At 64.8% G+C, this 21,940-nt stretch carries 24 protein-coding genes; 12 read left to right on the plus strand and 12 right to left on the minus strand.

Annotated features, from left to right (window positions below):
- Positions 1 to 179 precede the first annotated feature (179 nt).
- Positions 180 to 536: a YciI family protein gene (locus IHE39_RS09610; RefSeq protein ID WP_184768194.1), complete on the plus strand. Its 357-nt coding sequence runs from the start codon at positions 180 to 182 to the stop codon at positions 534 to 536.
- 142 nt (positions 537 to 678) lie between these two features.
- Here IHE39_RS09610 and IHE39_RS09615 read toward each other — a convergent pair whose 3' ends face one another.
- Positions 679 to 1,941, minus strand: a complete 1,263-nt coding sequence (locus tag IHE39_RS09615) for a ubiquinone biosynthesis hydroxylase (RefSeq protein ID WP_192566317.1) — start codon at positions 1,939 to 1,941, stop codon at positions 679 to 681.
- A gap of 93 nt (positions 1,942 to 2,034) precedes the next feature.
- Between IHE39_RS09615 and IHE39_RS09620 the strand changes: the two genes are divergently transcribed.
- The 3 genes from IHE39_RS09620 to IHE39_RS09630 all read left to right on the plus strand — a co-directional run bounded on the left by IHE39_RS09620 (position 2,035) and on the right by IHE39_RS09630 (position 4,882).
- Positions 2,035 to 2,907, plus strand: coding sequence for an acyl-CoA thioesterase (locus IHE39_RS09620; protein ID WP_184768192.1), 873 nt, complete (start codon positions 2,035 to 2,037; stop codon positions 2,905 to 2,907).
- A gap of 221 nt (positions 2,908 to 3,128) precedes the next feature.
- Positions 3,129 to 3,467 (plus strand): P-II family nitrogen regulator, encoded by a 339-nt coding sequence (locus IHE39_RS09625; protein ID WP_055975214.1) that lies wholly within the window; start codon positions 3,129 to 3,131, stop codon positions 3,465 to 3,467.
- A gap of 29 nt (positions 3,468 to 3,496) precedes the next feature.
- Complete coding sequence (locus IHE39_RS09630; RefSeq protein ID WP_192566318.1) at positions 3,497 to 4,882, plus strand: ammonium transporter; 1,386 nt, start codon at positions 3,497 to 3,499, stop codon at positions 4,880 to 4,882.
- Between the two features lie 173 nt (positions 4,883 to 5,055).
- Here the strand turns inward: IHE39_RS09630 and IHE39_RS09635 are convergent, their stop codons facing one another.
- The 3 genes from IHE39_RS09635 to IHE39_RS09645 form a co-directional block, all read right to left on the minus strand.
- Complete coding sequence (locus IHE39_RS09635; protein ID WP_192566319.1) at positions 5,056 to 5,862, minus strand: sulfotransferase family 2 domain-containing protein; 807 nt, start codon at positions 5,860 to 5,862, stop codon at positions 5,056 to 5,058.
- A gap of 192 nt (positions 5,863 to 6,054) precedes the next feature.
- The gene (locus IHE39_RS09640) at positions 6,055 to 6,474 is read right to left on the minus strand and encodes a hypothetical protein (RefSeq protein WP_192566320.1); all 420 of its coding nucleotides are present in this window, start codon (positions 6,472 to 6,474) and stop codon (positions 6,055 to 6,057) included.
- A gap of 135 nt (positions 6,475 to 6,609) precedes the next feature.
- Positions 6,610 to 6,861 carry a DUF1344 domain-containing protein gene (locus IHE39_RS09645; protein WP_083948380.1) on the minus strand — a complete coding sequence of 84 codons (252 nt, stop codon included), beginning with the start codon at positions 6,859 to 6,861 and terminating at the stop codon, positions 6,610 to 6,612.
- Between the two features lie 252 nt (positions 6,862 to 7,113).
- Between IHE39_RS09645 and IHE39_RS09650 the strand changes: the two genes are divergently transcribed.
- The 3 genes from IHE39_RS09650 to xth all read left to right on the plus strand — a co-directional run bounded on the left by IHE39_RS09650 (position 7,114) and on the right by xth (position 11,545).
- Positions 7,114 to 9,771 (plus strand): DNA translocase FtsK, encoded by a 2,658-nt coding sequence (locus IHE39_RS09650; RefSeq protein ID WP_192566321.1) that lies wholly within the window; start codon positions 7,114 to 7,116, stop codon positions 9,769 to 9,771.
- A 118-nt stretch (positions 9,772 to 9,889) separates the two neighbouring features.
- Positions 9,890 to 10,549, plus strand: coding sequence for an outer membrane lipoprotein carrier protein LolA (locus tag IHE39_RS09655; RefSeq protein ID WP_184768187.1), 660 nt, complete (start codon positions 9,890 to 9,892; stop codon positions 10,547 to 10,549).
- A 189-nt stretch (positions 10,550 to 10,738) separates the two neighbouring features.
- Positions 10,739 to 11,545, plus strand: a complete 807-nt coding sequence (gene xth, locus IHE39_RS09660) for an exodeoxyribonuclease III (protein WP_184768186.1) — start codon at positions 10,739 to 10,741, stop codon at positions 11,543 to 11,545.
- 147 nt (positions 11,546 to 11,692) lie between these two features.
- Here the strand turns inward: xth and IHE39_RS09665 are convergent, their stop codons facing one another.
- Together IHE39_RS09665 and IHE39_RS09670 are read right to left on the minus strand one after the other, a co-directional pair.
- Complete coding sequence (locus tag IHE39_RS09665) at positions 11,693 to 12,148, minus strand: cyclic nucleotide-binding domain-containing protein (protein WP_184768185.1); 456 nt, start codon at positions 12,146 to 12,148, stop codon at positions 11,693 to 11,695.
- Positions 12,149 to 12,276: 128 nt separating this feature from the next.
- Complete coding sequence (locus tag IHE39_RS09670; protein ID WP_067956144.1) at positions 12,277 to 12,960, minus strand: response regulator transcription factor; 684 nt, start codon at positions 12,958 to 12,960, stop codon at positions 12,277 to 12,279.
- Positions 12,961 to 13,171: 211 nt separating this feature from the next.
- On the opposite strand from IHE39_RS09670, the gene IHE39_RS09675 reads away from it, so the two are divergent.
- The gene (locus tag IHE39_RS09675) at positions 13,172 to 13,639 is read left to right on the plus strand and encodes a L,D-transpeptidase family protein (protein WP_184768600.1); all 468 of its coding nucleotides are present in this window, start codon (positions 13,172 to 13,174) and stop codon (positions 13,637 to 13,639) included.
- Positions 13,640 to 13,778: 139 nt separating this feature from the next.
- Here IHE39_RS09675 and IHE39_RS09680 read toward each other — a convergent pair whose 3' ends face one another.
- Complete coding sequence (locus IHE39_RS09680) at positions 13,779 to 14,027, minus strand: hypothetical protein (protein WP_192566322.1); 249 nt, start codon at positions 14,025 to 14,027, stop codon at positions 13,779 to 13,781.
- Positions 14,028 to 14,161: 134 nt separating this feature from the next.
- Here IHE39_RS09680 and gcvA point away from each other — a divergent pair, with 134 nt between their 5' ends.
- On the plus strand, positions 14,162 to 15,118 hold the full coding sequence (gcvA, locus tag IHE39_RS09685; protein WP_184768183.1) for a transcriptional regulator GcvA: 957 nt from the start codon (positions 14,162 to 14,164) through the stop codon (positions 15,116 to 15,118).
- Positions 15,119 to 15,129: 11 nt separating this feature from the next.
- Here gcvA and IHE39_RS09690 read toward each other — a convergent pair whose 3' ends face one another.
- From IHE39_RS09690 to tsaD, 5 genes are all read right to left on the minus strand, one after another.
- On the minus strand, positions 15,130 to 15,786 hold the full coding sequence (locus IHE39_RS09690) for a class I SAM-dependent methyltransferase (RefSeq protein ID WP_343070075.1): 657 nt from the start codon (positions 15,784 to 15,786) through the stop codon (positions 15,130 to 15,132).
- A gap of 11 nt (positions 15,787 to 15,797) precedes the next feature.
- Entirely contained in the window at positions 15,798 to 16,232 is a 435-nt protein-coding gene (locus tag IHE39_RS09695) for an EVE domain-containing protein (protein WP_184768182.1), read from the minus strand.
- A 21-nt stretch (positions 16,233 to 16,253) separates the two neighbouring features.
- The gene (locus tag IHE39_RS09700) at positions 16,254 to 16,550 is read right to left on the minus strand and encodes a YciI-like protein (protein WP_184768181.1); all 297 of its coding nucleotides are present in this window, start codon (positions 16,548 to 16,550) and stop codon (positions 16,254 to 16,256) included.
- 76 nt (positions 16,551 to 16,626) lie between these two features.
- On the minus strand, positions 16,627 to 17,610 hold the full coding sequence (locus IHE39_RS09705) for an NAD(P)H-dependent glycerol-3-phosphate dehydrogenase (protein ID WP_184768180.1): 984 nt from the start codon (positions 17,608 to 17,610) through the stop codon (positions 16,627 to 16,629).
- Positions 17,607 to 18,692, minus strand: a complete 1,086-nt coding sequence (gene tsaD / locus IHE39_RS09710) for a tRNA (adenosine(37)-N6)-threonylcarbamoyltransferase complex transferase subunit TsaD (RefSeq protein WP_192566597.1) — start codon at positions 18,690 to 18,692, stop codon at positions 17,607 to 17,609. Before tsaD ends, IHE39_RS09705 begins: the two co-directional genes overlap by 4 nt.
- A gap of 98 nt (positions 18,693 to 18,790) precedes the next feature.
- Between tsaD and hemC the strand changes: the two genes are divergently transcribed.
- The 3 genes from hemC to IHE39_RS09725 all read left to right on the plus strand — a co-directional run bounded on the left by hemC (position 18,791) and on the right by IHE39_RS09725 (position 21,935).
- Positions 18,791 to 19,720, plus strand: coding sequence for a hydroxymethylbilane synthase (gene hemC / locus IHE39_RS09715; RefSeq protein ID WP_192566323.1), 930 nt, complete (start codon positions 18,791 to 18,793; stop codon positions 19,718 to 19,720).
- The gene (locus IHE39_RS09720; protein WP_192566324.1) at positions 19,721 to 20,437 is read left to right on the plus strand and encodes a uroporphyrinogen-III synthase; all 717 of its coding nucleotides are present in this window, start codon (positions 19,721 to 19,723) and stop codon (positions 20,435 to 20,437) included.
- 121 nt (positions 20,438 to 20,558) lie between these two features.
- Positions 20,559 to 21,935, plus strand: a complete 1,377-nt coding sequence (locus IHE39_RS09725; RefSeq protein WP_184768177.1) for a COG4223 family protein — start codon at positions 20,559 to 20,561, stop codon at positions 21,933 to 21,935.
- Positions 21,936 to 21,940: the final 5 nt, after the last annotated feature.

Raw genomic sequence — 21,940 nt, forward strand, 5'->3', positions numbered from 1 at the left:
GATTTCTGACGGGGCCAGGTGCGGCAACCGGGTGAGACTATAGCGCTGCCTCGCGCGCCTGCCAGCGTCCCGTCGCCAGGAAAGCCGCGCCATGCGAAAAAAGTCTCTTGCGGAAATGTCTGCTTGTCGTCGCGACGGACGTCCTTGAGGCGTGCACGGTCCAACCAAGGAGAGCATCGGTGAAATATGTCTGCCTGGTCTACCTCGAAGAAGGTGTGTTCGGGACGCTGTCGCCCGAGCAGAAGGAGAAGCTCGATGCCGACTCGCTGGCCTATGACAGGCAGCTTGAAGCCAAGGGCAAGCTGATCGTGGCCGAGGCGCTGCAGTCGGTGAATACGGCGAGGACCGTGATGCGTCGCTCCGGCAAGGGGTTGGTGACTGACGGGCCGTTCGCCGAGACCAAGGAGCATCTGATCGGCTTCGTCATGATCCAAGCGGAGAGCGAGGAAGAGGCGCTGGAGATCGCGTCGCACATTCCGCTGGCGGCTATGGGCAAGGTCGAGGTGCGGCCGATCTACGACATTCCAGGCTCCTGAAGGAGCGAAGTGACCTTTCCACTCTGGGCGTTCGGTTTGCCTTTTGGGGCGGACATCGATGACCGGAGCCGGACGGCGCCGGAGCGGCGCAAGATGGTGCTGCGCCAGCCAGTGTGGCGGCTGGCCTAGCTCAGGTCCGGGGCTAGATCGCGTCGCCCTTGAGCAGACGCGGGGTTTCGCCTGTCAGGCCCGAGGCCTGGCGGATGAAGTAATCCTTGAGGCGGGGCACGCGGTCGACGAGGCCGAGACCGATGTCGCGGATGGCACGGATCGGGGCGATGTCGTTGGAAAACAGCCGGTTGAGCACATCGGTGGTGATGCCCATGCGCACGGTGTCGAAACGGCGCCATTGTTCGTAGCGTTCGAGCACGTCGAGCGCGCCGATGTCCTGGCCGAGCCGGTCGGCCTCGACGATGGTTTCGGCAAGCGCTGCCGCATCCTTGAAGCCGAGATTGAGGCCCTGGCCGGCGATCGGATGGATGCCGTGGGCGGCGTCGCCGGCAAGCGCGAAGCGCGGCGCGACGAAGGCACGCGCCAGTGTCAGGCCGAGCGGCCAGGCGCGCGGCTTGCCCTCGACGCGGATCTCGCCGAGCTTGAGGCCGAAGCGCTGTTCGAGCTCGATCTCGAAGACGAAGGGGTCGCCCGACACCAGCTTGTTGGCATCTTCGGTGCGTTCGGTCCAGACGATGGAGGAGCGGTTGACGCCATCCCTGGTCGGCTTGAGCGGCAAGGTGGCAAAGGGACCGGCAGGCAGGAAGTGTTCCTCGGCGCGTCCCTCATGCGGGCGCTCGTGCACCACGGTGCAAACGATGCCGGACTGGCCGTATTCCCAGCGCACCGTCTTGATGCCGGCCATGTCGCGCAGCTTCGAGTTGACGCCGTCGGCAGCGATGAGCAGGCGGGTGTCGATGCTGATGCCGTCGGCGAGGTGGACCTTGGCACCGGCGATGCCGGCCTCGAAGGCCTGGACGGCGACGCCTTCGATGATGTCGATGCCGAGCTCGGTGGCACGGCGGCGCAAGGCTCCGTTGAGCAGCTTGTTTTCGACCATGTGGGCAAAGGGTTCGCCCGCTTCGAGTTCGCCGTCAAAGGTCAAGAAGACGGGGCGGACAGGATCGGCGCTCTTAGAATCGGTGATGATCATGTCGTTGATCGCCTGCGCTTCGGGCGCGATCTCGGCCCAGCAGCCGAGCTGGTCGAGCATGCGGCAGGCGGCGGCCGCAATCGCCGAGGCGCGGCCATCCTTGCGCCAGGCCTCGGCCGGGGCCGCGTCGACGATGGCGATGTGCAGGTTGGGCCGCGCCTGCTTGATCGACACGGCGGTGGCGAGGCCGACATAGCCGGCGCCGGCGACCAGCACGTCGAGCTGCGTCGATTTGTTGTCGTCAGATTCGCGCGTGACCATGGCGGCGTCCTTTACGGCTAGGCTACCCGCCTTGACTCGACGGGGGCTTCCTGCTGGAAACCGGGGTATACTTCGTCCCGAAAAGGGGAAAGCATGCCGGCCGGAATACAAGAGCTTCTGAGCATTCTCAATCTCGAGAAGCTGGAACACAACCTGTATCGTGGTCGCAGCCCGCAGGTCGCCTGGCAGCGCGTCTTTGGCGGCCAGACCATCGCCCAGGCGCTGGTGGCGGCACAGCGTACCGTCGAGCCCGACCGGCACGTGCATTCGTTGCATGGCTACTTCATGCGGCCCGGCGATATCACCGTGCCGATCGTCTACGAGGTCGACCGCATTCGCGACGGCGGCAGCTTCACCACGCGGCGCGTGGTGGCGATCCAGCACGGCCATGCGATCTTCTCGCTCGAGGCTTCGTTCCAGGTCGACGAGGTCGGGCTCGAATACCAGATGCCAATGCCGCTCGACGTGCCGCCGCCCGAGCAGCTGAAGTCGCAGCGCGAGCTGCTGGCCGAAGCCACCCACGTACCCGAGCAGATCAGGCTGTTCTGGGCCAAGGAGCGGCCGCTGGAGCTCAGGCCGGTCTATGCCGAGCATTATTCGAGCCGCGACAAGCTGGCGCCGCTGCAGAAGGTGTGGATCCGCCTGACCGGCCCGGTGCCGAACGACCGGGCACTGCGCTGCGCTGTACTTGCCTATCTTTCCGACATGACGCTGCTCGATACGGCAACCTTTGCCCATGGCCGCGGCATCTTCGATCCCGACATTCAGGCGGCGAGCATCGACCACGCCATGTGGTTCCACCGCGAGCATGATCTCGATGGCTGGCTGCTCTACACCCAGGACAGCCCTTCGACCTCGGGTTCGCGCGGCTTCACCCGCGGCGCGCTTTACGCCCAGGACGGCACGCTGGTCGCTTCGGTGGCACAGGAAGGGCTGATCCGCCTGCGCACGAAGCCTACGAAATAGGCATTTTAGGGATTTTGCACATTATCTAAGCAGATGCTTTGCTGCACCTGCGAAGGATGCTGCCTGTCTGCAAGGCATTACCCTGTAATTTCAGTAGCTTAGATTACCCCAAGTCAAACTGGCACGGAGCTTGAATAGCCTAGGTCACTCACTGGTGGCTTTCGGGTCCGCCAGCGACGTCTGCAACGCGGGGGACCCGCAACAGCAAGGGGTGAAACCTGATGAAAATAGTGATGGCTATCATCAAGCCGTTCAAGCTCGACGAGGTGCGCGAAGCGCTCACCAATGTCGGCATCCAGGGCCTGACCGTCACCGAAGTCAAAGGATACGGGCGGCAGAAGGGACATACCGAGATTTACCGCGGCGCCGAATATGCCGTGAGTTTCCTGCCCAAGATCAAGATCGAAGTCGCCGTCTCCACCGACCTCGTCGACAAGGCGGTCGAAGCGATCACCGGGGCCGCCAAGACCGGCCAGATCGGCGACGGCAAGATCTTCGTCTTCGGCATCGACCAGGCCGTGCGCATCCGTACCGGCGAAACCGACACCGACGCGCTCTGAGCAGGCCAACCAATCTCATGGAGACCTCAATGCAAATTCCAACCTTATTGAAGACGGCGGCGCGCTCGGCCCTTGTCGGCACGCTCGCGCTCGCCGCCCTGGGAACGGTCGCGGCCTTCGCCCAGGAAGCCGCACCTGCCGCGGCCGATGCCGCAGCGGCTGCTGCCCCGGCACCTGCCGACGTCATGGAAAAGGGCGACGTCGCCTGGATGTTGACCTCGTCGCTGCTGGTACTGTTCATGGCCTTGCCGGGCCTGGCGCTGTTTTATGGCGGCCTCGTGCGCGCCAAGAACATGCTGTCGGTGCTGATGCAGTGCACGATGATCGTCGCACTGGTGATCGTGATCTGGACGTTCTGGGGCTACTCGATGGCCTTCGGCGACGCGCCGAGCCCATATTGGGGCGGCCTCGGCAAGGCGTTCCTTGCCGGCGTGACGCCTGAAAGCATGGCAGCGACCTTCACCAAGGGCGTCGTCATTCCCGAATACGTCTTCATCGTCTTCCAGATGACCTTTGCCTGCATCACGCCGGCGCTGATCGTCGGCGCCTTTGCCGAGCGCATCAAGTTCTCGGCCGTGCTGCTGTTCGTGGCGCTGTGGGTCACCTTCGTCTACTTCCCGATCGCCCACATGGTCTGGGATTCGGACGGCCTGATCTATGGCTGGGGCGCGCTCGACTTCGCCGGCGGCACCGTCGTGCACATCAATGCGGGCATCGCAGCCCTTGTCGGCGCGCTGGTGATCGGCAAGCGTACCGGCTACGGCAAGGACAACATGGCGCCGCACTCTATGACGCTGACCATGGTCGGCGCCTCGATCCTGTGGGTCGGCTGGTTCGGCTTCAATGCTGGCTCCAACCTGGAAGCCAATGGCGGTGCTGCACTTGCCATGATCAACACCTTCACCGCGACTGCCGGCGCGATCCTCGCCTGGGTGATCATCGAAGTGGTCGCACGCGGCAAGGCCTCGATGCTGGGAGCGGCCTCGGGCATGGTCGCCGGTCTGGTCGCAGTGACCCCGGCTGCCGGCTTCGTCGGCCCGGTCGGCGCCATCGCGCTCGGCGCGATCGCTTCGGTCATCTGCTACTTCTTCGTGGCGGTGGTGAAGATCAAGCTCGGCTACGACGACTCGCTCGACGTGTTCGGCATCCATGGTGTCGGCGGCATCGTCGGCGCGCTCGGCACCGGTATCTTCAATGCCGAGAGCCTCGGCGGCATCGGCTACGGCGACATGTCGGTCGGCGCCCAGGTGTGGACGCAGTTCCTCGCCGTGTCGGTGACCGTCATCTGGTGCGGCATCGGTTCGCTGGTGCTCTACAAGCTGGTCGACCTGGTGGTCGGCCTGCGCCCGACCGTCGAAGCCGAACGCCAGGGCCTCGACCTGACCTCGCACGGCGAAGTGGCCTACCACTCGTGATGCCAGTTGGAGCATGACCCCTCTCCCCCACTCCCCGGGGGGACATGCTCCGGCACGCGCGGCCAGATCACCGGCCGCGCACCATCCTCCCAAATCCCGTCGTGGCCGCTCGAAAGGCAGCTGCGCTTTGAGGCCCGGAGCAATCCGGGCCTCTTTTTTGTTTGGAATTGAGTTCAGTCGGGCTTGGGCAATGCCGGGTCGAGCGGGCGCTTGCGCAGGAAGTTGCCGAGATTGCGGGGCGTGCGGGGATAGCTGGCGTTTTCGTATTTCGCCGGGTCGCGATAGACGCTGAGGGTCGAGGGGTCGCGGCGCGTGCCGCCCGGAATGGTACCCCAGCGGCCCGCATCGTACAGATCGACGAGGAAGGCATAGTCGTAACGGCAGAAGCGCAGCGCCTTGGCCAGCGCCGCCTGGGACAGGTCGGCAGGGCCAGCCGGGCGGCTGGAGACGTGGATATGCGGCATCGAGACGGTCTGGCCGACGATGTCGCTGATGTAGGCGGCGACCTGGTCTACCTTCTCCAGCCGGAACACCCTGTCGAACAAGAACAGGTTGCTGCCGAGGAAATAGCGCGGCGAGGCGACGTGGAAGCGGACATCGTCTGAGATGCGGCAGTAGTCCTCGACCCTGAGGATGAAGGTCTCGAGATCGGGCTCGAGCGACAGGCCGAGTTGGCGCGCCATGTCGGAGTCGGCCTGGTCGCCGGTCAGGTTCCCGGCTTTGACGACACGGTCGAAATAGGCCGACAGCAGTCGCTCGACCGGATCCCTGACAATCGTGAACGGCTTGGCATCGGCGTTGTGCAGCGGCCGAAACGGATCGACCAGACTGGTGCCGAGGTGGTGGTGGACGTCGTCATCGGGGTTTTCGAGCCCTTCGTGCTGGCCGGCAACCTGCATGAGCAGGTATTTGACGCTGCTGCTGCCGCTTTTGGGCACGGGATAATAAGTGGCGTTGAAAAATCTCAGTCCTGTCGGCATCTGGCTCCTGGCTGTGGCTTGATGCGAAAAAGAAGCGCGACGTTGCCATACCGGCAGGGCGATGCCGGAACAGCGATTCGAACATTCAATGTTTCTAATGTGTCTATCGTTTGACGCCAAACCGGATCGGGGCCCGGGCGAGCCGGGCCCACGCAAGGGATGCTCAGGTCGACAGCGACGACGTTGCGCGTGTCAGGCGAAGAATGCCCGGATACGTGACCACATGCTGATCGCCGCGCGGACACGGCGGGCCGCACTTGCGCCCCTGACCGCATCGCCGAAATGGCAATAGCAAACGATGTTGTGCAACTGCCGGTCGGACAGGTCGAAGAAACGCTTGGCCTCGCCGTAGCTGTCGTCGCCGAGGCCTGCTGCCCGGAAGGCAGGATCCTCGAATGCCACCGAGATGGGGGAGCCCGGTACCCGCATGGCGAGCCGTTCGGCGCGCGGGGCATATTCGGTGCCGGAAAGCGTGCCCAGGCGCCGGTCGGGCTGGTCTTCAAGCAGCCTCGCCCAGCGCTCGAGACGCTCGGTGCGCGTCATCGGCAAATAGGGGGTGAGCGGCTGGACGTCGGCGAAGGCTTGCAGTTGCTCGATGCTATGGTGCTTCATCGCTGCCTCCATTAGGTTTGTCTAATATTGAAAACTATGGCGCTGCCGCCTCTGCGGCAAGCCTGTTTTGACCCCGCAACGGAAAAACCCCGCCCAGTGGGGCGGGGTCCTTTTCATGTCCGTAAGATGGACGGGTTACATCGCCGATGTCATCACCGCCGTGACCTTGGTTGCGTCATCGTCGGCAACCGTGATCGATACCTTCATGCCTGCCGCCAGATCGGCCGGCAGCGCGACATCAGCAGGAACGGTGTAGGTCTTGCCGTCTTCCAGCGTGATGACCCGGGTGTCCTTGTTGAACTCCTTGACCACGCCATCGGCCGAAGCAGCCCATGCTGCGCCTGCCATCAGTGCTGCGGCTCCCAAAGCCAAAATGAGCTTTCTCATTCTGATTCTCCTGGTTTGAGTCCCTTCCGGCAAAACCAACGCCAAAGCGGTGGGATGGTTGCATCAAAAATACCGCTGCCGGACGGCTGCGGCGAGGCTTTCCCGGGACGCGACGAGGCGGTCGCGTGCCTGCCATGTGAACAATGGCTTAACCTTAATGCCGCCTTAACCTTCGCCCCGATAGTCTGACGACCGAATCTGCCCGTGATGCGTCCGCATGCGGGCCACGGCATCAATGGACGGGGACGAGGCATGCGTTCTGGGGTTTCCTCACCGCTCGCGCTGACCGAGACGGGGCACGGCATTCAGGCATTCGCGCGACGGCAAGCAGGCCGCGCGGCGGGTCTGTGCCTGTTCGCCCTTGTCGCCTTCGGGCTCGCGGCGCTTGGCACCTGGAATGTCGCCGATCCAAGCTTCAGCCATGCCACCGACAATCCTGTCACCAACGCCATGGGTTATCCGGGCGCGGTGTTCGCCGATCTGGCGATGCAGTTTTTTGGGCTGGCTTCGGTTGCTGCCCTGATGCCGGCGGTGTTCTGGGGCGTGCTGTTCGTGACGGCGCGCGGCGTCGACCGCATGCCCAAGCGCGGCCTTGTCTGGTTCGGCTCGGCACTGCTTGGTGCCGCGATCGCCGGCTGTGTCGGTGCGCCGCCGACCTGGCCGCTGCCGACCGGTCTCGGCGGTGTGTTCGGCGACATGGTGCTCAAGGTGCCGGGACTGTTCATCGGCGGTTATCCAACCGGGCTGATCGCCACCGTCATCGGCGTGCTGCTGATCGCACCGGCGATCTGGCTGTTTGCCTTCGGTGCTGGCCTGCTCAACCGCGAAAACGGCTTTGCGGTGGTCAATCCCAAGCCCAAGCCCGACATGCGCGAGCAGGATTTCGCCAGCTTCGACGATGAGGACGAGGACGAAAACGAAGGTGTGCTGGCGCTTGGCGCCATCACCCACTGGTGGCTGTCGGCCAAGGCCTGGATGCGCCGCCGCGCCGCCAAGCGCCGCGAGCTGGAGGGCTACGACATGCCGCCGGTGAAGCGCGAGAGCGCGTGGCGGCAAGCGGCCGAGCGCGTCGAATCGGCCGAGCGCGCCGAACAGCGCGTCACGACAGGCGGCCGTGCCCGGGTCGAGCCCGAATTCTTCGCCCAGATGGTGTCGCAGGAGCGCGCCGTCTCGATCGACCCCGACGACCAGGATGTCTTTGGCGACGACGACATGGACATGCCGGCGGAACCGCGCCGCGGCGCCAACGCCCAGGTGCAGAATTTCCGCTCACCGGCGAACGGGGCACCGCCCGCCGCACGGGTCGAAGCACCAGCACCTAGGCCGGCACCGGGCGCCCGCGTCCAGCGCGAGGCGCAGACGACGCTGATCGGCGCCGAGACCTTCGAGATGCCGTCGCTGCATTTCCTGGCCGAGCCCAAGAACGTGGTGCGCGACGCGTCGCTGTCCAAGGACGCCCTCGAACAGAACGCGCGCCTGCTCGAAGGCGTGCTCGAGGACTTTGGCGTCAAGGGCGAAATCATCCATGTCCGGCCCGGCCCGGTCGTAACCCTGTACGAGCTCGAGCCGGCACCCGGCATCAAGTCGTCGCGCGTCATCGGCCTTGCCGACGACATCGCGCGTTCGATGAGCGCGATCGCCGCCCGCGTCGCGGTTGTTCCGGGACGCAACGCCATCGGCATCGAACTGCCCAACGCCAAGCGCGAAACCGTCTATCTCCGCGAGATCCTGGCAAGCCGCGACTTCGAGACGACCAAGTCGAAGCTGGCGCTGGCGCTCGGCAAGACGATCAACGGCGAGGCGGTCATAGTCGACATCGCCAAGATGCCGCACGTGCTGGTCGCGGGCACCACCGGCTCGGGAAAGTCGGTGGCGATCAACACCATGATCCTGTCGCTGCTCTATCGCATGACGCCGCAGGAATGCCGCCTGATCATGATCGATCCGAAGATGCTCGAACTTTCGGTCTATGACGGCATCCCGCATCTGCTGACGCCTGTCGTCACCGACCCGAAGAAGGCGGTGGTGGCGCTGAAGTGGACGGTGCGGGAGATGGAAGACCGCTATCGCAAGATGTCCAAGGTCGGCGTGCGCAACATCGACGGCTTCAACGCGCGTGTCAGCCAGGCGGAGAAGAAGGGCGAGCAGATCTCGCGCACGGTACAGACCGGCTTCGACCGCCAGACCGGCGAAGCGATCTACGAGACCGAAAATCTCGATCTGGCGCCGCTGCCCTACATCGTCGTCATCATCGACGAAATGGCCGACCTGATGATGGTCGCCGGCAAGGATATCGAAGGCGCCGTCCAGCGGCTGGCGCAGATGGCCCGTGCCGCCGGCATCCACGTCATCATGGCGACCCAGCGCCCGTCGGTCGACGTCATCACCGGCACCATCAAGGCCAACTTCCCGACCCGCATCTCGTTCCAGGTGACGTCGAAGATCGACAGCCGCACCATCCTGGGCGAGCAGGGCGCTGAGCAACTGCTCGGCATGGGCGACATGCTCTATATGGCCGGCGGTGGCCGCATCCAGCGTGTCCACGGCCCGTTCGTCGCCGACGAGGAGGTCGAGAAGGTCGTCGCCCATCTCAAGCTGCAGGGCGTGCCGGAATATCTCGACGCGATCACCGAGGACGATGGCGAAGACGACGACGAGCCGTCGGGCAAGGGCGGCGGCAATGGCGGTGGCGGCAACTTCGAGGATTCGGACGATCCCTACGACCAGGCGGTGGCCGTGGTGCTGCGCGACGGCAAGGCCTCGACCAGCTACATCCAGCGCCGGCTCGGCATCGGCTACAACCGCGCCGCCTCGATCATCGAACGGATGGAGCAGGAAGGCATCGTGGGTGCTGCCAACCATGCCGGCAAGCGCGAAATTCTGGTGCCGACAGAAGACGACAAGATGTAGGATAGGGGAACCAGCGATCACGTTTTCGCGTTCAAGGCGCGAGGCCGTGAACCATGTCAAACTTCAGCCCTACTAAGTGCCGATACAACCGTCGAACTGGAATGAGAGAGTAACCGGCATGAACGACGACATCCGCACCCCGACCCGCCGACGCCTGCTCGGCTTCGCGGCCGCGATCGCGCTGAGCGCGACGCCGCTGATTGGTCTCAACGGCCCGGCCCAGGCACAAGGCTCCGATGCCGCCCAGCGCATCGCCGACCACTTCTCGAGCGTGCGCTCGATGTCGGGCGAGTTCGTGCAGTTTGGCCCGCGCGGCGAGCAGACGGGCGGCAAGTTCTTCCTACAACGCCCCGGCAAGATCCGCTTCAACTACGAGGCGCCGTCCAATTTCAAGGTCATCTCCGACGGCCAGTCGGTGGTCATCCTGAACTCGAAGATGCGTACCTCCGACCTCTATCCGCTGTCCAAGACGCCGTTGAAGCTGTTGCTTGACGAACGTATCGACCTCAGCGGCAACAAGGTCAGGAGCGTCACCGAAGAGGACGACCTGACCACCATCAAACTGTCCGACAAGCAGGTTTTCGGCAACTCGACCATCACCATGATGTTCGACCCCAAGACCTATGAGCTGCGCCAGTGGACGATCACCGACGCGCAGGGCAAGGACACCACCGTGATGGTGTTCAACGTCAAGCAGGGCGGTTCCTTCCCCGGCGATACCTTCAAGATCGACTACAAGCTCAACCGCGAGCTGAACGCGCAAAAGAAGAACGACTAAGAGGCCGCTCGCTAGCTCCAACCTGCCGGTCATCTGACGCGGCAGGGCGAGTATCAGGCAGCGTGTTGCGTTGAACCTGCGCGGCTTAGTTGTGGACATCGGCGGCGCGAGCGCCGCTTCAGGCATCGCGCCTTGTCATCGCGGGGCCATGCTGGCAGGTTCCGCCGCAACTTCGTGCCGGAACTCGCCATGCCCTTTTCCATCGCCACCTGGAACATCAACTCCGTTCGCCTGCGCATGCCGCTGGTCGAGCGGCTGCTCGCCGAATACGCGCCCGACGTGCTGTGCCTGCAGGAAACCAAGTGCCCGGACGACCAGTTTCCGTCGGCGGCGTTCCGCAAGATCGGCTACGAGCACATCGCCTTCCACGGCCAGAAGGGCTACCACGGCGTCGCCACGGTGGCGCGGCGCCCGCTGGAGATCGTGGAGAAGCGGCGCTTCTGCGAGATCGACGACAGCCGGCACCTGTCGGTTCGGTTCGATGCCGGCGGCAAGAAGGTCGTGTTGCATAATTTCTACGTTCCGGCCGGCGGCGACGAACCCGACGTCGAGATCAACCCGAAATTCCGCCACAAGCTGGGCTTCGTTTCGGAAATGAACGCAATCCGCGCCGACCATGACGAGAACTCGGCCTCGGTGCTGGTCGGCGACCTCAACATTGCGCCGCTGGAGCACGACGTCTGGTCGCACAAGCAGCTGCTCAACGTCGTCAGCCATACACCGGTCGAGACCGAGAATTTCGAAGCGATGCGCAAGGCTGGCGAATGGGTCGACCTGATGCGGCTCAACGTGCCCGACGACCAGAAGATCTACACCTGGTGGAGTTATCGGGCCAAGGACTGGGAGACCTCCAACCGCGGCCGCCGGCTCGACCATGTCTGGTCGTCGGCAAATCTCGCGCCAAGGCTGACGGGCATCGAAATCCTGAGTGCCGCACGCGGCTGGGAGCGGCCGTCGGATCACGTGCCTGTCATCGCGCGGTTTGATCTGGACTGAGAAGCAGGTGAGGCCACTCCATTGGCCCGACTATCTGTGAGCTCAGCCTTGCCGTGACGCTGCAAACCTAGCAGCAAAGGGCAAACCGGATTCGATGCAAATCGGAGGCGGGAACCGGCGCTCGCCCAGAAGCGAGGCCGACTGCCGCTACTTCCCGAATCTCGGCGCCAGGCTTTCGATGCGGGCGAGCATGTCCTGGAGGTCTTCGAGAATGTGCTGGTGCAGCCGGGCAGCGGCCTCGGGATATTCCTCGAGGATGCGGTGGAACATTTTGCGGTTGAGCCTGATGATTTCCGAATCGATGGCCGCGGCCGCACTGGTCAGGCGCCTGGTGTCGGCGATGAGGGCGAGCTCGCCGAGCATCGAGCCGGGACCGGCAGTGCCAACTTCGGCGCGCACGCCGTCAACCTCGCGATAAAGCGCTATACGTCCCGATATCACGACATAGGCCGAATCGGCCTCGTCGTCCTCGCGGTAGAGCTTGCGATCGGCGGGGAGGTTCACATTCTCCGCACCGAAAGCCAGCAAACGCAGCTGTTCTTGTGTGAAGCCCTCAAACAGCCTCACGCCGGACAGGATGCGGATGTCGTCATCCAGCGCCATTATGTCCCCGACTTCTCAGACTGGCTCCCCTCCCTGTTGTTAGCCGGTTCCCCGTTCCAAACTAACAACATAATCCGCTTATCCCCCCGAAAACCAAAGTCGATTTTCGGGCCGATTCAGCAAACCAGTCAGGGGACCAGCTTGTATCCGCCGCTTTCTGTCACAAGAATTTCCGCATTGGAAGGATCGCGCTCGATCTTCTGGCGGAGCCGGTAGACATGGGTTTCCAGCGTGTGGGTCGTGACTCCCGAATTGTAGCCCCAGACTTCCTCGAGAAGGACGTCGCGGGTCACCACTTTCTGGTCGGCGCGGTAGAGGTACTTGATGATCGAGGCTTCCTTCTCCGTCAGCCTGACTTTGCCGCCACGCGCGTCGATGAGCAGCTTCTGGCTCGGCTTGAAGGTGTAGGGCCCGACCGAAAAGGTGGCGTCCTCGCTCTGCTCGTGCTGGCGCAGCTGGGCGCGGATGCGCGCGAGCAGGACAGCGAAGCGGAACGGCTTGGTGACATAGTCGTTGGCGCCGGCCTCGAGGCCGAGGATGGTGTCGGAATCGGTGTCATGGCCGGTCAGCATGATGATCGGCGCCTTGTAGCCGCCCTTGCGCAGGATCTTCACCGCCTCGCGCCCATCCATGTCGGGCAAGCCGACATCCATGATCAGCAGGTCGATGAGGCCGGCGCGCGCCGCGTTGACGCCCTTGGCGGCGGTCGCTTCCTCAAGGACTTCGAACTCCTCGTAGAGCGCCAGCTGTTCGACCAGCGTGCTGCGCAGATCGTCGTCATCGTCGACGATGAGGATGGTGCGTGAGGTCATGGATCAATCCGTTGTTTCAAAATCAGTATTCAGTTGACCGCGGCAATCGAATGCGGAAGCTGGTCGCCACAACTTTCAGCGGTAGTGATTTGTTCCGCAAGGCGATCATACAAGAAAAATCAAAGGCGTAATTGGGGCGGGCGCATTTTTGCGAAATGGCATTTCGACAATTGTCGTGCGGGCCAAGCCCGGCGACCCGACCAAGGGGCTGATGCAGGTCGGCGGGCTGGTGTTTCCCTGCGCGCTCGGGCGCGGCGGCATTACCGCAAACAAGCGCGAGGGTGATGGTGGCACGCCGCTGGCCGCAATGCGCCTGTTGTCGGGCTATTTTCGCCGCGACCAGTTCGTGGCGGGGCGAAGCCGCTTGCCGATGAGCCCGATCAGCGCCGATCTCGGCTGGTGCGAGGTGCCAGACGACCGCAACTACAACAGGCCGGTGAAGATTCCTTATGGCGCAAGCCATGAGCGGATGAAGCGCGACGACGCGCTCTACGACGCCTGCCTGGTGCTCGACTGGAACATCCGGCCCAGGCTGCGCGGGCGCGGTAGCGCGATCTTCTTTCATCTGGCGCGGCCGGGCTTCACGCCGACACAAGGCTGCGTCGCGGTGACGGCAAGGGTGATGGCGCGGCTTTTGCCGCAGCTGTCACGCCGCACGGTGCTGAAGGTGGTGCGCTAGCCGCGTCGCCAGGATCGCGGTCCGGTTTCGGAAGGGACCGTATCGGTGGGCCCAGGCGCTGCAAAGAAAGCGGCCCGAAGATCGGGAGACATGATCCTCGGGCCGAGCGTGCTCCCAGAGTGAGCTTGGGAGATGGGGGTCAGCGATGGTTGTGCCGGCGCGGCTGCTGCCAGCCGATGTCGAGCAGGCCGAGGCGGCCGAGATCGGCGTCGATGGCCTTGGCGATGTCCGTGCTGGCGATGCCGGTGTCGCGGCGATAGTGCTCGGACAGGTCAGCCGCATCTTGCACCGGCACGTTGAGCGCCGCTTTCATGTGGCGAAACCAATCGAAAACCGGCTGCAGCCGGGACGGCTGGACATAGGTGGTTCTGAAGACAGCGGTAGACATGGTCGGTTCCGTTTCGTCCGGACATCAAATCCGGTTTGACATTGGTTGAACTGGGCTCATGATGCTGCTTTGAAAGGCAAAAGAGAAACGAGTAGTTCTTTCTCGACCTTCAAGCCAAATTTGAAGATCCGGCAATGCGCTTCGTACCTGGGACACGTGCTTTGCGAACGCTGGCTGCCGCCGGCAAGCATCTCAATTTCACCCGCGCCGCCGACGAACTCGGCCTGACGCCCGCGGCGGTGAGCCACCAGATCAAGGAAATCGAGGACCAACTCGGTGTGGTGCTGTTCACCCGCACCAGCCGCACGATCCGGCTGACCGAAGCGGGATCAGCACTGGTCGACGCCTCGGTCGATGCGCTTGACCTGCTCAACCGCGCGGTGTCGCGGGCCCGCAAGATGACGCGCGGGACGGCTTTGCTGAAGGTGACGCTCGACGCGCAGTTCGCGGCCAAGTGGCTGATGCGGCGCATCGACGCTTTCCGCAAGCTCCACCCCGACATCGATCTCAGGTTCGACATCAGCTACGAGGTGCGCGATTTCGACCTCGACGATGTCGATGTCGGCATCCGTTTCGGCACCGGCAAATATCCCGGCCTGCGCGCCGACCGGCTGTTCGACAACATCATCATCCCGGTGTGCAGCCCGGCCCTGCTGGCATCGGGGCCGCCGCTGCGCGAGCCGCGCGATCTCTTCCACCACACGCTGGTACACATCGAATGGTCGCAGCAGGGCGTGACCTGGCCGAACTGGCGCATGTGGATGGCCGCTGCCGGCGTCGACGATTTCGACGACAGCCGCTCGGTGGTGTTCACGACCTCATCCGATGCGGTGCAAGCAGCGCTCGACGGCAGCGCGGTGGCGCTCGCCGATTTCGCCATGGTGGCCAACGACCTGTCGGAGGGGCGGCTGGTGCGGCCGTTCGAACTGGGCATCAAGGTGGCGCGGGAGTTTGCCTACCACCTGGTCTATCCGATCGCATCGGCCAACGATGCACGGGTCGTGGCCTTCAAGGACTGGCTGCTGAACGAAGTCCACAACCCGCAGTCCGATCCGACACGGCGCAGCTGGGACGATTTCAGGTCGTCATAGGCAAGTGACGGTCAGGCGAACCGCCAGACGGTGGTTCGCTTGACCTCGGCATCCTCGAGCGCGCGGGTGACCGGCACCTCGTAGGTGGCGAGCTTTTCCAGACGATCCTTGGGCAGGTAGGAACGGCCGGGATCGCCGACGAGCACGTCGGCGCCGCGTGCCCGGAGCGCTTCGAACCACGGCACCAGCCGGTCGGCGAAGGGCTTTTCGTAGAAGACATCGCCGGCAAGCACGACATCCCAGCCATCGTCATGGCCGACCTGGTCGGTGCCGGTGAAATCGACTGTGACAGCGTTGGCCTTAGCGTTGAGGCGGATCGCGGCCTCGCAAAACGGGTCGATGTCGGCGCCCACCACGGAAGAGGCGCCCGCATGCATCGCTGATATGGCGACGAGGCCGGAGCCGGAGGCGAAGTCGAGCACGCGCTTGCCGGCAACGGTTTGGGGATTGTCGAGCACGTAGCGGGCCAGACCCTGGCCGCCGGCCCAGGCAAAGGCCCAGAAAGGTGGCGGCAGGCCGATCTCGGCCAGCTGCTCTTCGGTTCGGTGCCACAGGTCATGCGCTTCGTCGGCGAGATGGAGCGCTACCTCGGGCACATGCGGGGGGCGCATCAGCGCCGTGTTGGCGCGGATGAAGGTTTCCGCGCGCTCGGGCGTGAGCCTTGTCACCGAACCCGTCGTCACGGCGCCTTGTCGAGCCCGGCCATACGGCAGACTTCCTGCCACTCGTCAGGCGTCACCGGCTGGACCGACAGGCGCATCGAGGTGACCAGCGCCATCTTTTCGAGCTTCGGATTGGCCTTGACGTCGGCAAGGGTGACGGGCCTGGGGACCGGGCTGTGGTAGCGGATGTCGACGCATTCCCAGCGCGGGTCCTCGGTCGTTGTGTCGTGATGGGCGAGCGCGCAGACCTCGGCGATGCCGACAACCTCGAGCCCCTCATTGGAGTGGTAGAAGAAGCCCAGGTCGCCGATCTGCATGGCGCGCATGTTGTTGCGGGCGAGGTAGTTGCGCACGCCGTCCCACTGCGTGCCGTCCTTGCCCTTGGCCTTCAGCATCTCGAATGAGAATTTGAACGGCTCGGATTTGAACAGCCAGTATTTCTTCTCGCTCATGTCGTCCCCTCTAGATGCAGTTCAGGCGCTGGCCGGGTTGTTGAACACCCAGTTCCACGGCCGGATGTCGACGCTCTCGAATAGGCTGGCCTTGGCGTAGGGATCAGTGCTGGCGATTGCCTGGGCTGCCGCGGCGTCGGCCGCTTCGATGACCACCAGCGAGCCGTCCGGCTTGCCGTCGGCGTCGAGGAAGGGGCCGGCGAATTTCAGCGCGCCCTTGGCGTTGAGCTCGTTGAGGAAGGCAACATGGTCGGGCCGCGCGTCGAGGCGGACCTGGAGATGGTTCGGCTTGTCCTTGCAGATCAGTGCGAAAAGCATCGTTGTAGCGTCCTCCTGGTGCATGAGTGATACAGCGTCCTTTGCGTGCCCAAAGGACACGCGGCGCTGTAGTGGTTCAGTCTGCTTCGGCGCGCAGCGGACGGGTCATCAGCCCGGCGACGGCCTCGTTGATGGTGATGGCGTTGTCGAGCAGGGCGGCGACGGCCTCGATGATCGGCGCCTCTATGCCGCGCTCGCGGGTCAGGCGGGCGGCGATGTAGGCGGTGGCGACGCCTTCGGCGAGCGGGCGGCCGGCGAGTTCCTCGCCTTTGCCGAGCGCCACGCCATAGGCGAAGTTGCGCGACTGCACCGACGAGCAGGTGAGCATCAGGTCGCCGAGGCCGGACAGGCCCATCAGCGTTTCGGGCCGGGCGCCGAAGGCAGCGCCGATGCGGCGCAACTCAACGAAGCCGCGGGTGACGAGGGCTGCCTGCGCCGAGGCGCCGAGACCGGCACCGGTGACGGCACCGGCGGCGATGGCGAAGACGTTCTTCAGCGCGCCGCCGATTTCGACGCCGATCAGATCGTCGCTGGAATAGCAGCGCAGGTTGGCAGCGGAGAAGCGCGTCGCAAGTGCTGAGGCCAGCGCCTCGTCCTCTGAAGCAACGACGACGGCGGTTGGCAGACCACGCGAAACGTCGGTGGCGAAGCTTGGACCCGACAGTGCCGCGACCGGATTGTCGGGCAGGATGGCACTGGAGATATCCGCCAGGAGCCGGCCGGTGTCACGCTCGATGCCCTTGGCGCACAACACAAGTGGAACGTCCTCGGCGATATGCGGCTTGACCTCGGTCAGCACGCTGCGCAGCGCCTGCGCCGGGGTGACGACCAGCACGCAATCGGTGCCGGCCAGAGCCTGGGCAAGGTCGGTGGTGGCGGCGATGCCGGTTTCGAAGGTGATGCCGGGGAGATAACGCGGGTTGGTGCCGGTGCGGATAGCATCGACGCTTTCGCTGTCGCGGGCCCAGAGCCTGACGGCATGGCCGGCGCGCAGCATGGCAAGGGCCAGCGCCGTGCCCCAGGCGCCGCCGCCGAGAACCGTGACCTTGTATGCGCTCATGCTTTGGCTCCCCGCCTGCCGGAACCGACCACAGGTGCTGACACGCTGTCCAGCGGCCAGCGCGAGCGCGGCACAAAATCGAATGCGTCCGGCTCGACGAGATCGGCGCGCAGCCGCTCGATGCCGGCCCAGGCGATCATCGCGGCATTGTCGGTGCACAGCGCCATCGGCGGCGCGATGAAAGCAAAGCCGTTCTTGGCGCAGAGCTTTTCCAGCATGGCGCGGATCTGCTTGTTAGCGGCGACGCCGCCGGCGACCACAAGAGCGGGAACTGCCGTATCGGGGAATTCGGCGCGGAAACGGGCCAGCACGCGCTTGACGCGGTCACTGAGCGTATCGGCAACAGCCGCCTGGAACGAGGCGCAGATATCGGCGACGTCCTGGTCGCTCAACGGCGCCACGGCGGTCGCTGCCTGGCGCACCGACGTCTTGAGGCCGGAGAAGGAGAAATCGGGCTGGGCCGAGCCCTTCATCGGGCGCGGGAAGATAAAGCGGGTGGCGTCGCCGGACTGGGCGGCCTTCTCGACATTGGGGCCGCCCGGATAGGGCAGGGCCAGCATCTTGGCGGTCTTGTCGAAGGCCTCGCCGAGCGCATCGTCGATGGTGGTGGCCCAGCGCTGGTAGTCGCCGACACCCTTGACCAGGACGATCTGGGTGTGGCCGCCGGAAACCAGCAACAGCAGATAGGGGAATTCCAGGCCGTCGGTGAGGCGCGCGGTCAGCGCGTGGCCTTCGAGATGGTTGATGGCGATCAGCGGCTTGCCGGCGGCGGCGGCGATCGCCTTGGCCGTCATCAGCCCGACGATCAACCCGCCGACGAGGCCCGGGCCGGCAGTGGCGGCGATGGCGTCGATGTCTTCAAGGGCAACGCCGGAATCCTCGAGTGCTGCCTCGACGATGCCGTCGAGGGCTTCGACATGGGCGCGCGCGGCGATCTCCGGCACGACGCCGCCAAAGGCCGCATGTTCTTCGATCTGGCTGAACACTGTGCTCGACAGGATGCGCGGCGGTTGGCCGGCTTCAAGCGCAACGACGCTGGCCGCGGTTTCGTCGCAGCTGGTCTCGATGCCCAGAACACGGATCAATTGGTCGCTACCCTGCATGATTGCCCGGTGGTAATTTCCTAGATAGGAGGTACGGGACCGCCCCGCCAGCGCGGGGTTATCACGGACCAAGCGCTATGCAAACTAGAGCCTTGAGAATCGGAACCCGCGGCAGCCTGCTGGCGCTCGCCCAGGCGCACGAGACGCGTGCGCGGCTGATGGCGACGCATGTCCTGCCGGAAGAGGCGTTCGAGATCGTGACGATTTCGACCAGCGGCGACCGCATTCAGGACCGGCCGCTGTCGATGGCCGGCGGCAAGGGGCTGTTCACCAAGGAGCTGGAAGAGGCGATGTATGCGGGCGAGATCGACATCGCCGTTCATTCGTCCAAGGATATGCCGACGCAGCTTCCCGACGGGCTGGAGCTCTCGGCATTCCTGCCGCGTGAGGACCCGCGCGACGCCTTTATCGGCCGCGCGGCGCCGACGATCATGGATCTGCCTGAAGGTGGGGTCGTTGGCTCGTCGTCGCTGAGGCGACAGGCGCTGATCCGGCGCATGCGCCCCGATCTCGACGTCGTGATGTTCCGCGGCAACGTGCAGACCCGCCTGCGCAAGCTCGACGAGGGCGTGGCGCAAGGCACGATCCTCGCCAATGCCGGCCTGCGGCGGCTCGGGCTTGAAAATGTCATCACCGACCTGATGCCGCTCGATGCCTTTCCGCCGGCGCCGGGGCAAGGTGCGATCTGTATCGAAAGCCGCATCGGCGACACCGCCGTCGCCACCATGCTGTCGGCCATCGACCACCGGCCGACCGGCCAGGCGCTGGCCTGCGAACGGGCGTTTCTGGCGGCCCTCGACGGGTCGTGCCGCACGCCGATTGCCGGATATGCCGAGATCGATGGCGACAGATTGTCTTTCTCCGGGCTTATCCTGACGCCGGATGGTACGCTGTGGCACGAGGCCATGGCCGAGGGCCGGGTGGCGGACGCCGCCGACATCGGCCGGAACGCCGGCGATGAAGTGCGGGCACGGGCCGGCACCAGGTTCTTCGAGGGATGGAGTTAGATGGCACAGCGGGTGCTGGTGACGAGGCCGGAACCCGGCGCCACCCGCACCGCGCGGCGCCTTGAGGCGCTTGGCTTCGAACCGGTGCTGCTGCCGCTTTCCGAAACGCAGCCGCTGCCGGTGGCACGCGAAAGCGTCCCAACCGATGCCACCGCCATTGCGGTGACAAGCGCCAATGCGCTGCGCCACGCGCCAAGCGGGCTGATCGAGCGCTTGAGCCGGTTGCCGTGCCACGCGGTGGGCGCTCGCACGGCCGAAAGCGCGCGCCAGGCCGGCTTCGTGTCGGTCAATGAAGGGCCGGGCGATGCCGCTTCGCTGGCCGACATGATGTCAATCGAACTTGGCAAGGCGACGGTCGTCTATCTCTGCGGCCGGGTGCGGATGCCGGAGTTCGAGCGACGCCTTGGCGTCAATGGCATGCGGGTGGTGCCGATCGAAACCTATGACACGGTTGCGCTCAATCCGGCCCCGTCCTTCGTGCATCAGAAGCTTGGCGGGCAACCAATCGACGCGGTGCTCGTTTACTCGGCGCGCGCCGCCGCTGCCTTCGGCTCGCTGATGCAGATGCAGGCCGAGGCTGATTTTTTGATGCGGGATGCGACGTGTTTTTGCCTTTCCGGGCGCATCGCCGCCGCCATGATCGACGGGTTGCGGGTCGAGGTCGCACCCGACCCGAATGAGGATGCGCTGCTGGCGCTTCTCGGCGATCCGGACTGAAGGGACGGCTACTTGCCATCAACCGGCCTTTTTTCGCGGGACGGTGGGTGTTACTGATTTTGATCTTCGAACCCCGCATCTGCCGCGGGATCTATGCCAACGAAATCGCGGAGCCCCAAGCATGGTCAAGACGCCGAAGACGCGCCATTCAAAGACGCATCGCGAGCCGGTGACGATCGAGCTGGAACCCGGCGCCGTGTCGCGCGTCGAAGAAGCGGGCAAGCCTGAAGCGGAAGCCGAGGCGATTTCGGCAACGACGGGCGACGAAGCCCTGGCGGCCGCAGAGATGCGATCGGCGGAAACAGCGGCCAAGGCTGACAGCGGCTATGCTTCCTACGACTACAGCTTCGACAACGAAAAGGCTGCCGAAACCCCGAAGGCCGAGGCATCGTCAAGCGCTGCCGCGTCGAGTTCGGCTGGATCGCGTGCAGCAGGCGCTGCGCCGTCGGCGACGCCACAGGGACGTCAGTCGGCCTCCGGGCTTCTGCCGGGTCTGGCAGGCGGCGCCATCGCGCTGCTCGTGGCCGGCGGGCTGCAGTTTGCCGGTGTGCTCGGCGCGCCGGGCGGCGCTGCCGGAACTGCCGACAACGAACTGATGCGGACCGAAATCGCCTCGCTGAAGTCGCAGCTGGCCGATCTCGGCGCCGCCGCCAATGGCGGTGCGGCGCTGAAGGGCGACGTCGACAGCCTCACCGCAGCGGTCCAGCAGGTCAGGTCAGAAGTCGAGGCGCTGAAATCCTCGGCCAGCCAGGCAGGGTCGAGCGAAGCGCTTGCTGCGCTCGACGGCCGCATCAAGCAGGTTGAGACGGCGGTGACCTCGCTCAGCCAGAACAGCGGCGCGTCGACCGAGGTCGCAGCGCTGAACGAGCGTGTCGCCGGCATCGATGCGGCGGTGAAGTCGGCTGGCGAGGCAGCAGCGGCCGACGATGGCAAGATCGCGACGCTGGAGCAGTCGGTCTCAGCACTTACCTCCAAGGTCGAGGCGCAGGCGTCGCAGCCCAAGATCGCGCTGGCGATTGCCGCTTCCGCGCTCAAGGCGGCTGTCGACCGTGGCGCGGGCTTTGGCGCCGAACTGGAAACCTTCGCCGCGATTTCTCCCGAAGCGCCTGAACTGGCCGCACTCAGGGCGCATGCCGAAAAGGGCGTGCCGACGCGTGCTGACATCGTGGCTGAAACAGATGCGGCAGCGAACGCGATGATCGCGGCGGCAAAGCCGGTCAGCGAGGATGCCGGCATCCTTGAGCGGCTGGTATCGAGCGCCGAGCAGCTGGTGCAGGTGCGCCCGATCGGCTCCGTCGAAGGTGCCGGTGTTCCGGAGACGGTGGCGCGCATGGAGGTTGCGATCAACCAGGGCGATTTCGCCAAGGCGGTCGCCGAATACGACACGCTGCCCGACACGGCCAAGGCTGCGGGCGCCGACTTCGTGGCCAAGCTCAAGGCGCGGCTCGATGTCGAAACGCTCGTCGACACGCTCGTCGCCGGCGCGATGAAGGCATGAGGGGC

The sequence above is a fragment of the Aminobacter carboxidus genome (assembly GCF_014863355.1).
Taxonomy (GTDB): domain Bacteria; phylum Pseudomonadota; class Alphaproteobacteria; order Rhizobiales; family Rhizobiaceae; genus Aminobacter; species Aminobacter carboxidus.

Excerpts from the sequence above, each read along its gene's own strand:
- IHE39_RS09675 (WP_184768600.1), top strand. The coding sequence starts at position 13,172 with ATGCAGGTCGGCGGGCTGGTGTTTCCCTGCGCGCTCGGGCGCGGCGGC.
- xth (WP_184768186.1), top strand. The coding sequence starts at position 10,739 with ATGCCCTTTTCCATCGCCACCTGGAACATCAACTCCGTTCGCCTGCGC.
- gcvA (WP_184768183.1), top strand. The coding sequence starts at position 14,162 with ATGCGCTTCGTACCTGGGACACGTGCTTTGCGAACGCTGGCTGCCGCC.
- IHE39_RS09620 (WP_184768192.1), top strand. The coding sequence starts at position 2,035 with ATGCCGGCCGGAATACAAGAGCTTCTGAGCATTCTCAATCTCGAGAAG.
- IHE39_RS09640 (WP_192566320.1), bottom strand. The coding sequence starts at position 6,474 with ATGAAGCACCATAGCATCGAGCAACTGCAAGCCTTCGCCGACGTCCAG.
- IHE39_RS09670 (WP_067956144.1), bottom strand. The coding sequence starts at position 12,960 with ATGACCTCACGCACCATCCTCATCGTCGACGATGACGACGATCTGCGC.
- IHE39_RS09720 (WP_192566324.1), top strand. The coding sequence starts at position 19,721 with ATGGCACAGCGGGTGCTGGTGACGAGGCCGGAACCCGGCGCCACCCGC.
- IHE39_RS09680 (WP_192566322.1), bottom strand. The coding sequence starts at position 14,027 with ATGTCTACCGCTGTCTTCAGAACCACCTATGTCCAGCCGTCCCGGCTG.
- IHE39_RS09615 (WP_192566317.1), bottom strand. The coding sequence starts at position 1,941 with ATGGTCACGCGCGAATCTGACGACAACAAATCGACGCAGCTCGACGTG.
- IHE39_RS09665 (WP_184768185.1), bottom strand. The coding sequence starts at position 12,148 with ATGGCGCTGGATGACGACATCCGCATCCTGTCCGGCGTGAGGCTGTTT.
- IHE39_RS09725 (WP_184768177.1), top strand. The coding sequence starts at position 20,559 with ATGGTCAAGACGCCGAAGACGCGCCATTCAAAGACGCATCGCGAGCCG.
- IHE39_RS09635 (WP_192566319.1), bottom strand. The coding sequence starts at position 5,862 with ATGCCGACAGGACTGAGATTTTTCAACGCCACTTATTATCCCGTGCCC.
- IHE39_RS09645 (WP_083948380.1), bottom strand. The coding sequence starts at position 6,861 with ATGAGAAAGCTCATTTTGGCTTTGGGAGCCGCAGCACTGATGGCAGGC.
- hemC (WP_192566323.1), top strand. The coding sequence starts at position 18,791 with ATGCAAACTAGAGCCTTGAGAATCGGAACCCGCGGCAGCCTGCTGGCG.
- IHE39_RS09650 (WP_192566321.1), top strand. The coding sequence starts at position 7,114 with ATGCGTTCTGGGGTTTCCTCACCGCTCGCGCTGACCGAGACGGGGCAC.
- IHE39_RS09695 (WP_184768182.1), bottom strand. The coding sequence starts at position 16,232 with ATGAGCGAGAAGAAATACTGGCTGTTCAAATCCGAGCCGTTCAAATTC.
- IHE39_RS09705 (WP_184768180.1), bottom strand. The coding sequence starts at position 17,610 with ATGAGCGCATACAAGGTCACGGTTCTCGGCGGCGGCGCCTGGGGCACG.
- IHE39_RS09630 (WP_192566318.1), top strand. The coding sequence starts at position 3,497 with ATGCAAATTCCAACCTTATTGAAGACGGCGGCGCGCTCGGCCCTTGTC.
- IHE39_RS09700 (WP_184768181.1), bottom strand. The coding sequence starts at position 16,550 with ATGCTTTTCGCACTGATCTGCAAGGACAAGCCGAACCATCTCCAGGTC.
- IHE39_RS09655 (WP_184768187.1), top strand. The coding sequence starts at position 9,890 with ATGAACGACGACATCCGCACCCCGACCCGCCGACGCCTGCTCGGCTTC.
- IHE39_RS09625 (WP_055975214.1), top strand. The coding sequence starts at position 3,129 with ATGAAAATAGTGATGGCTATCATCAAGCCGTTCAAGCTCGACGAGGTG.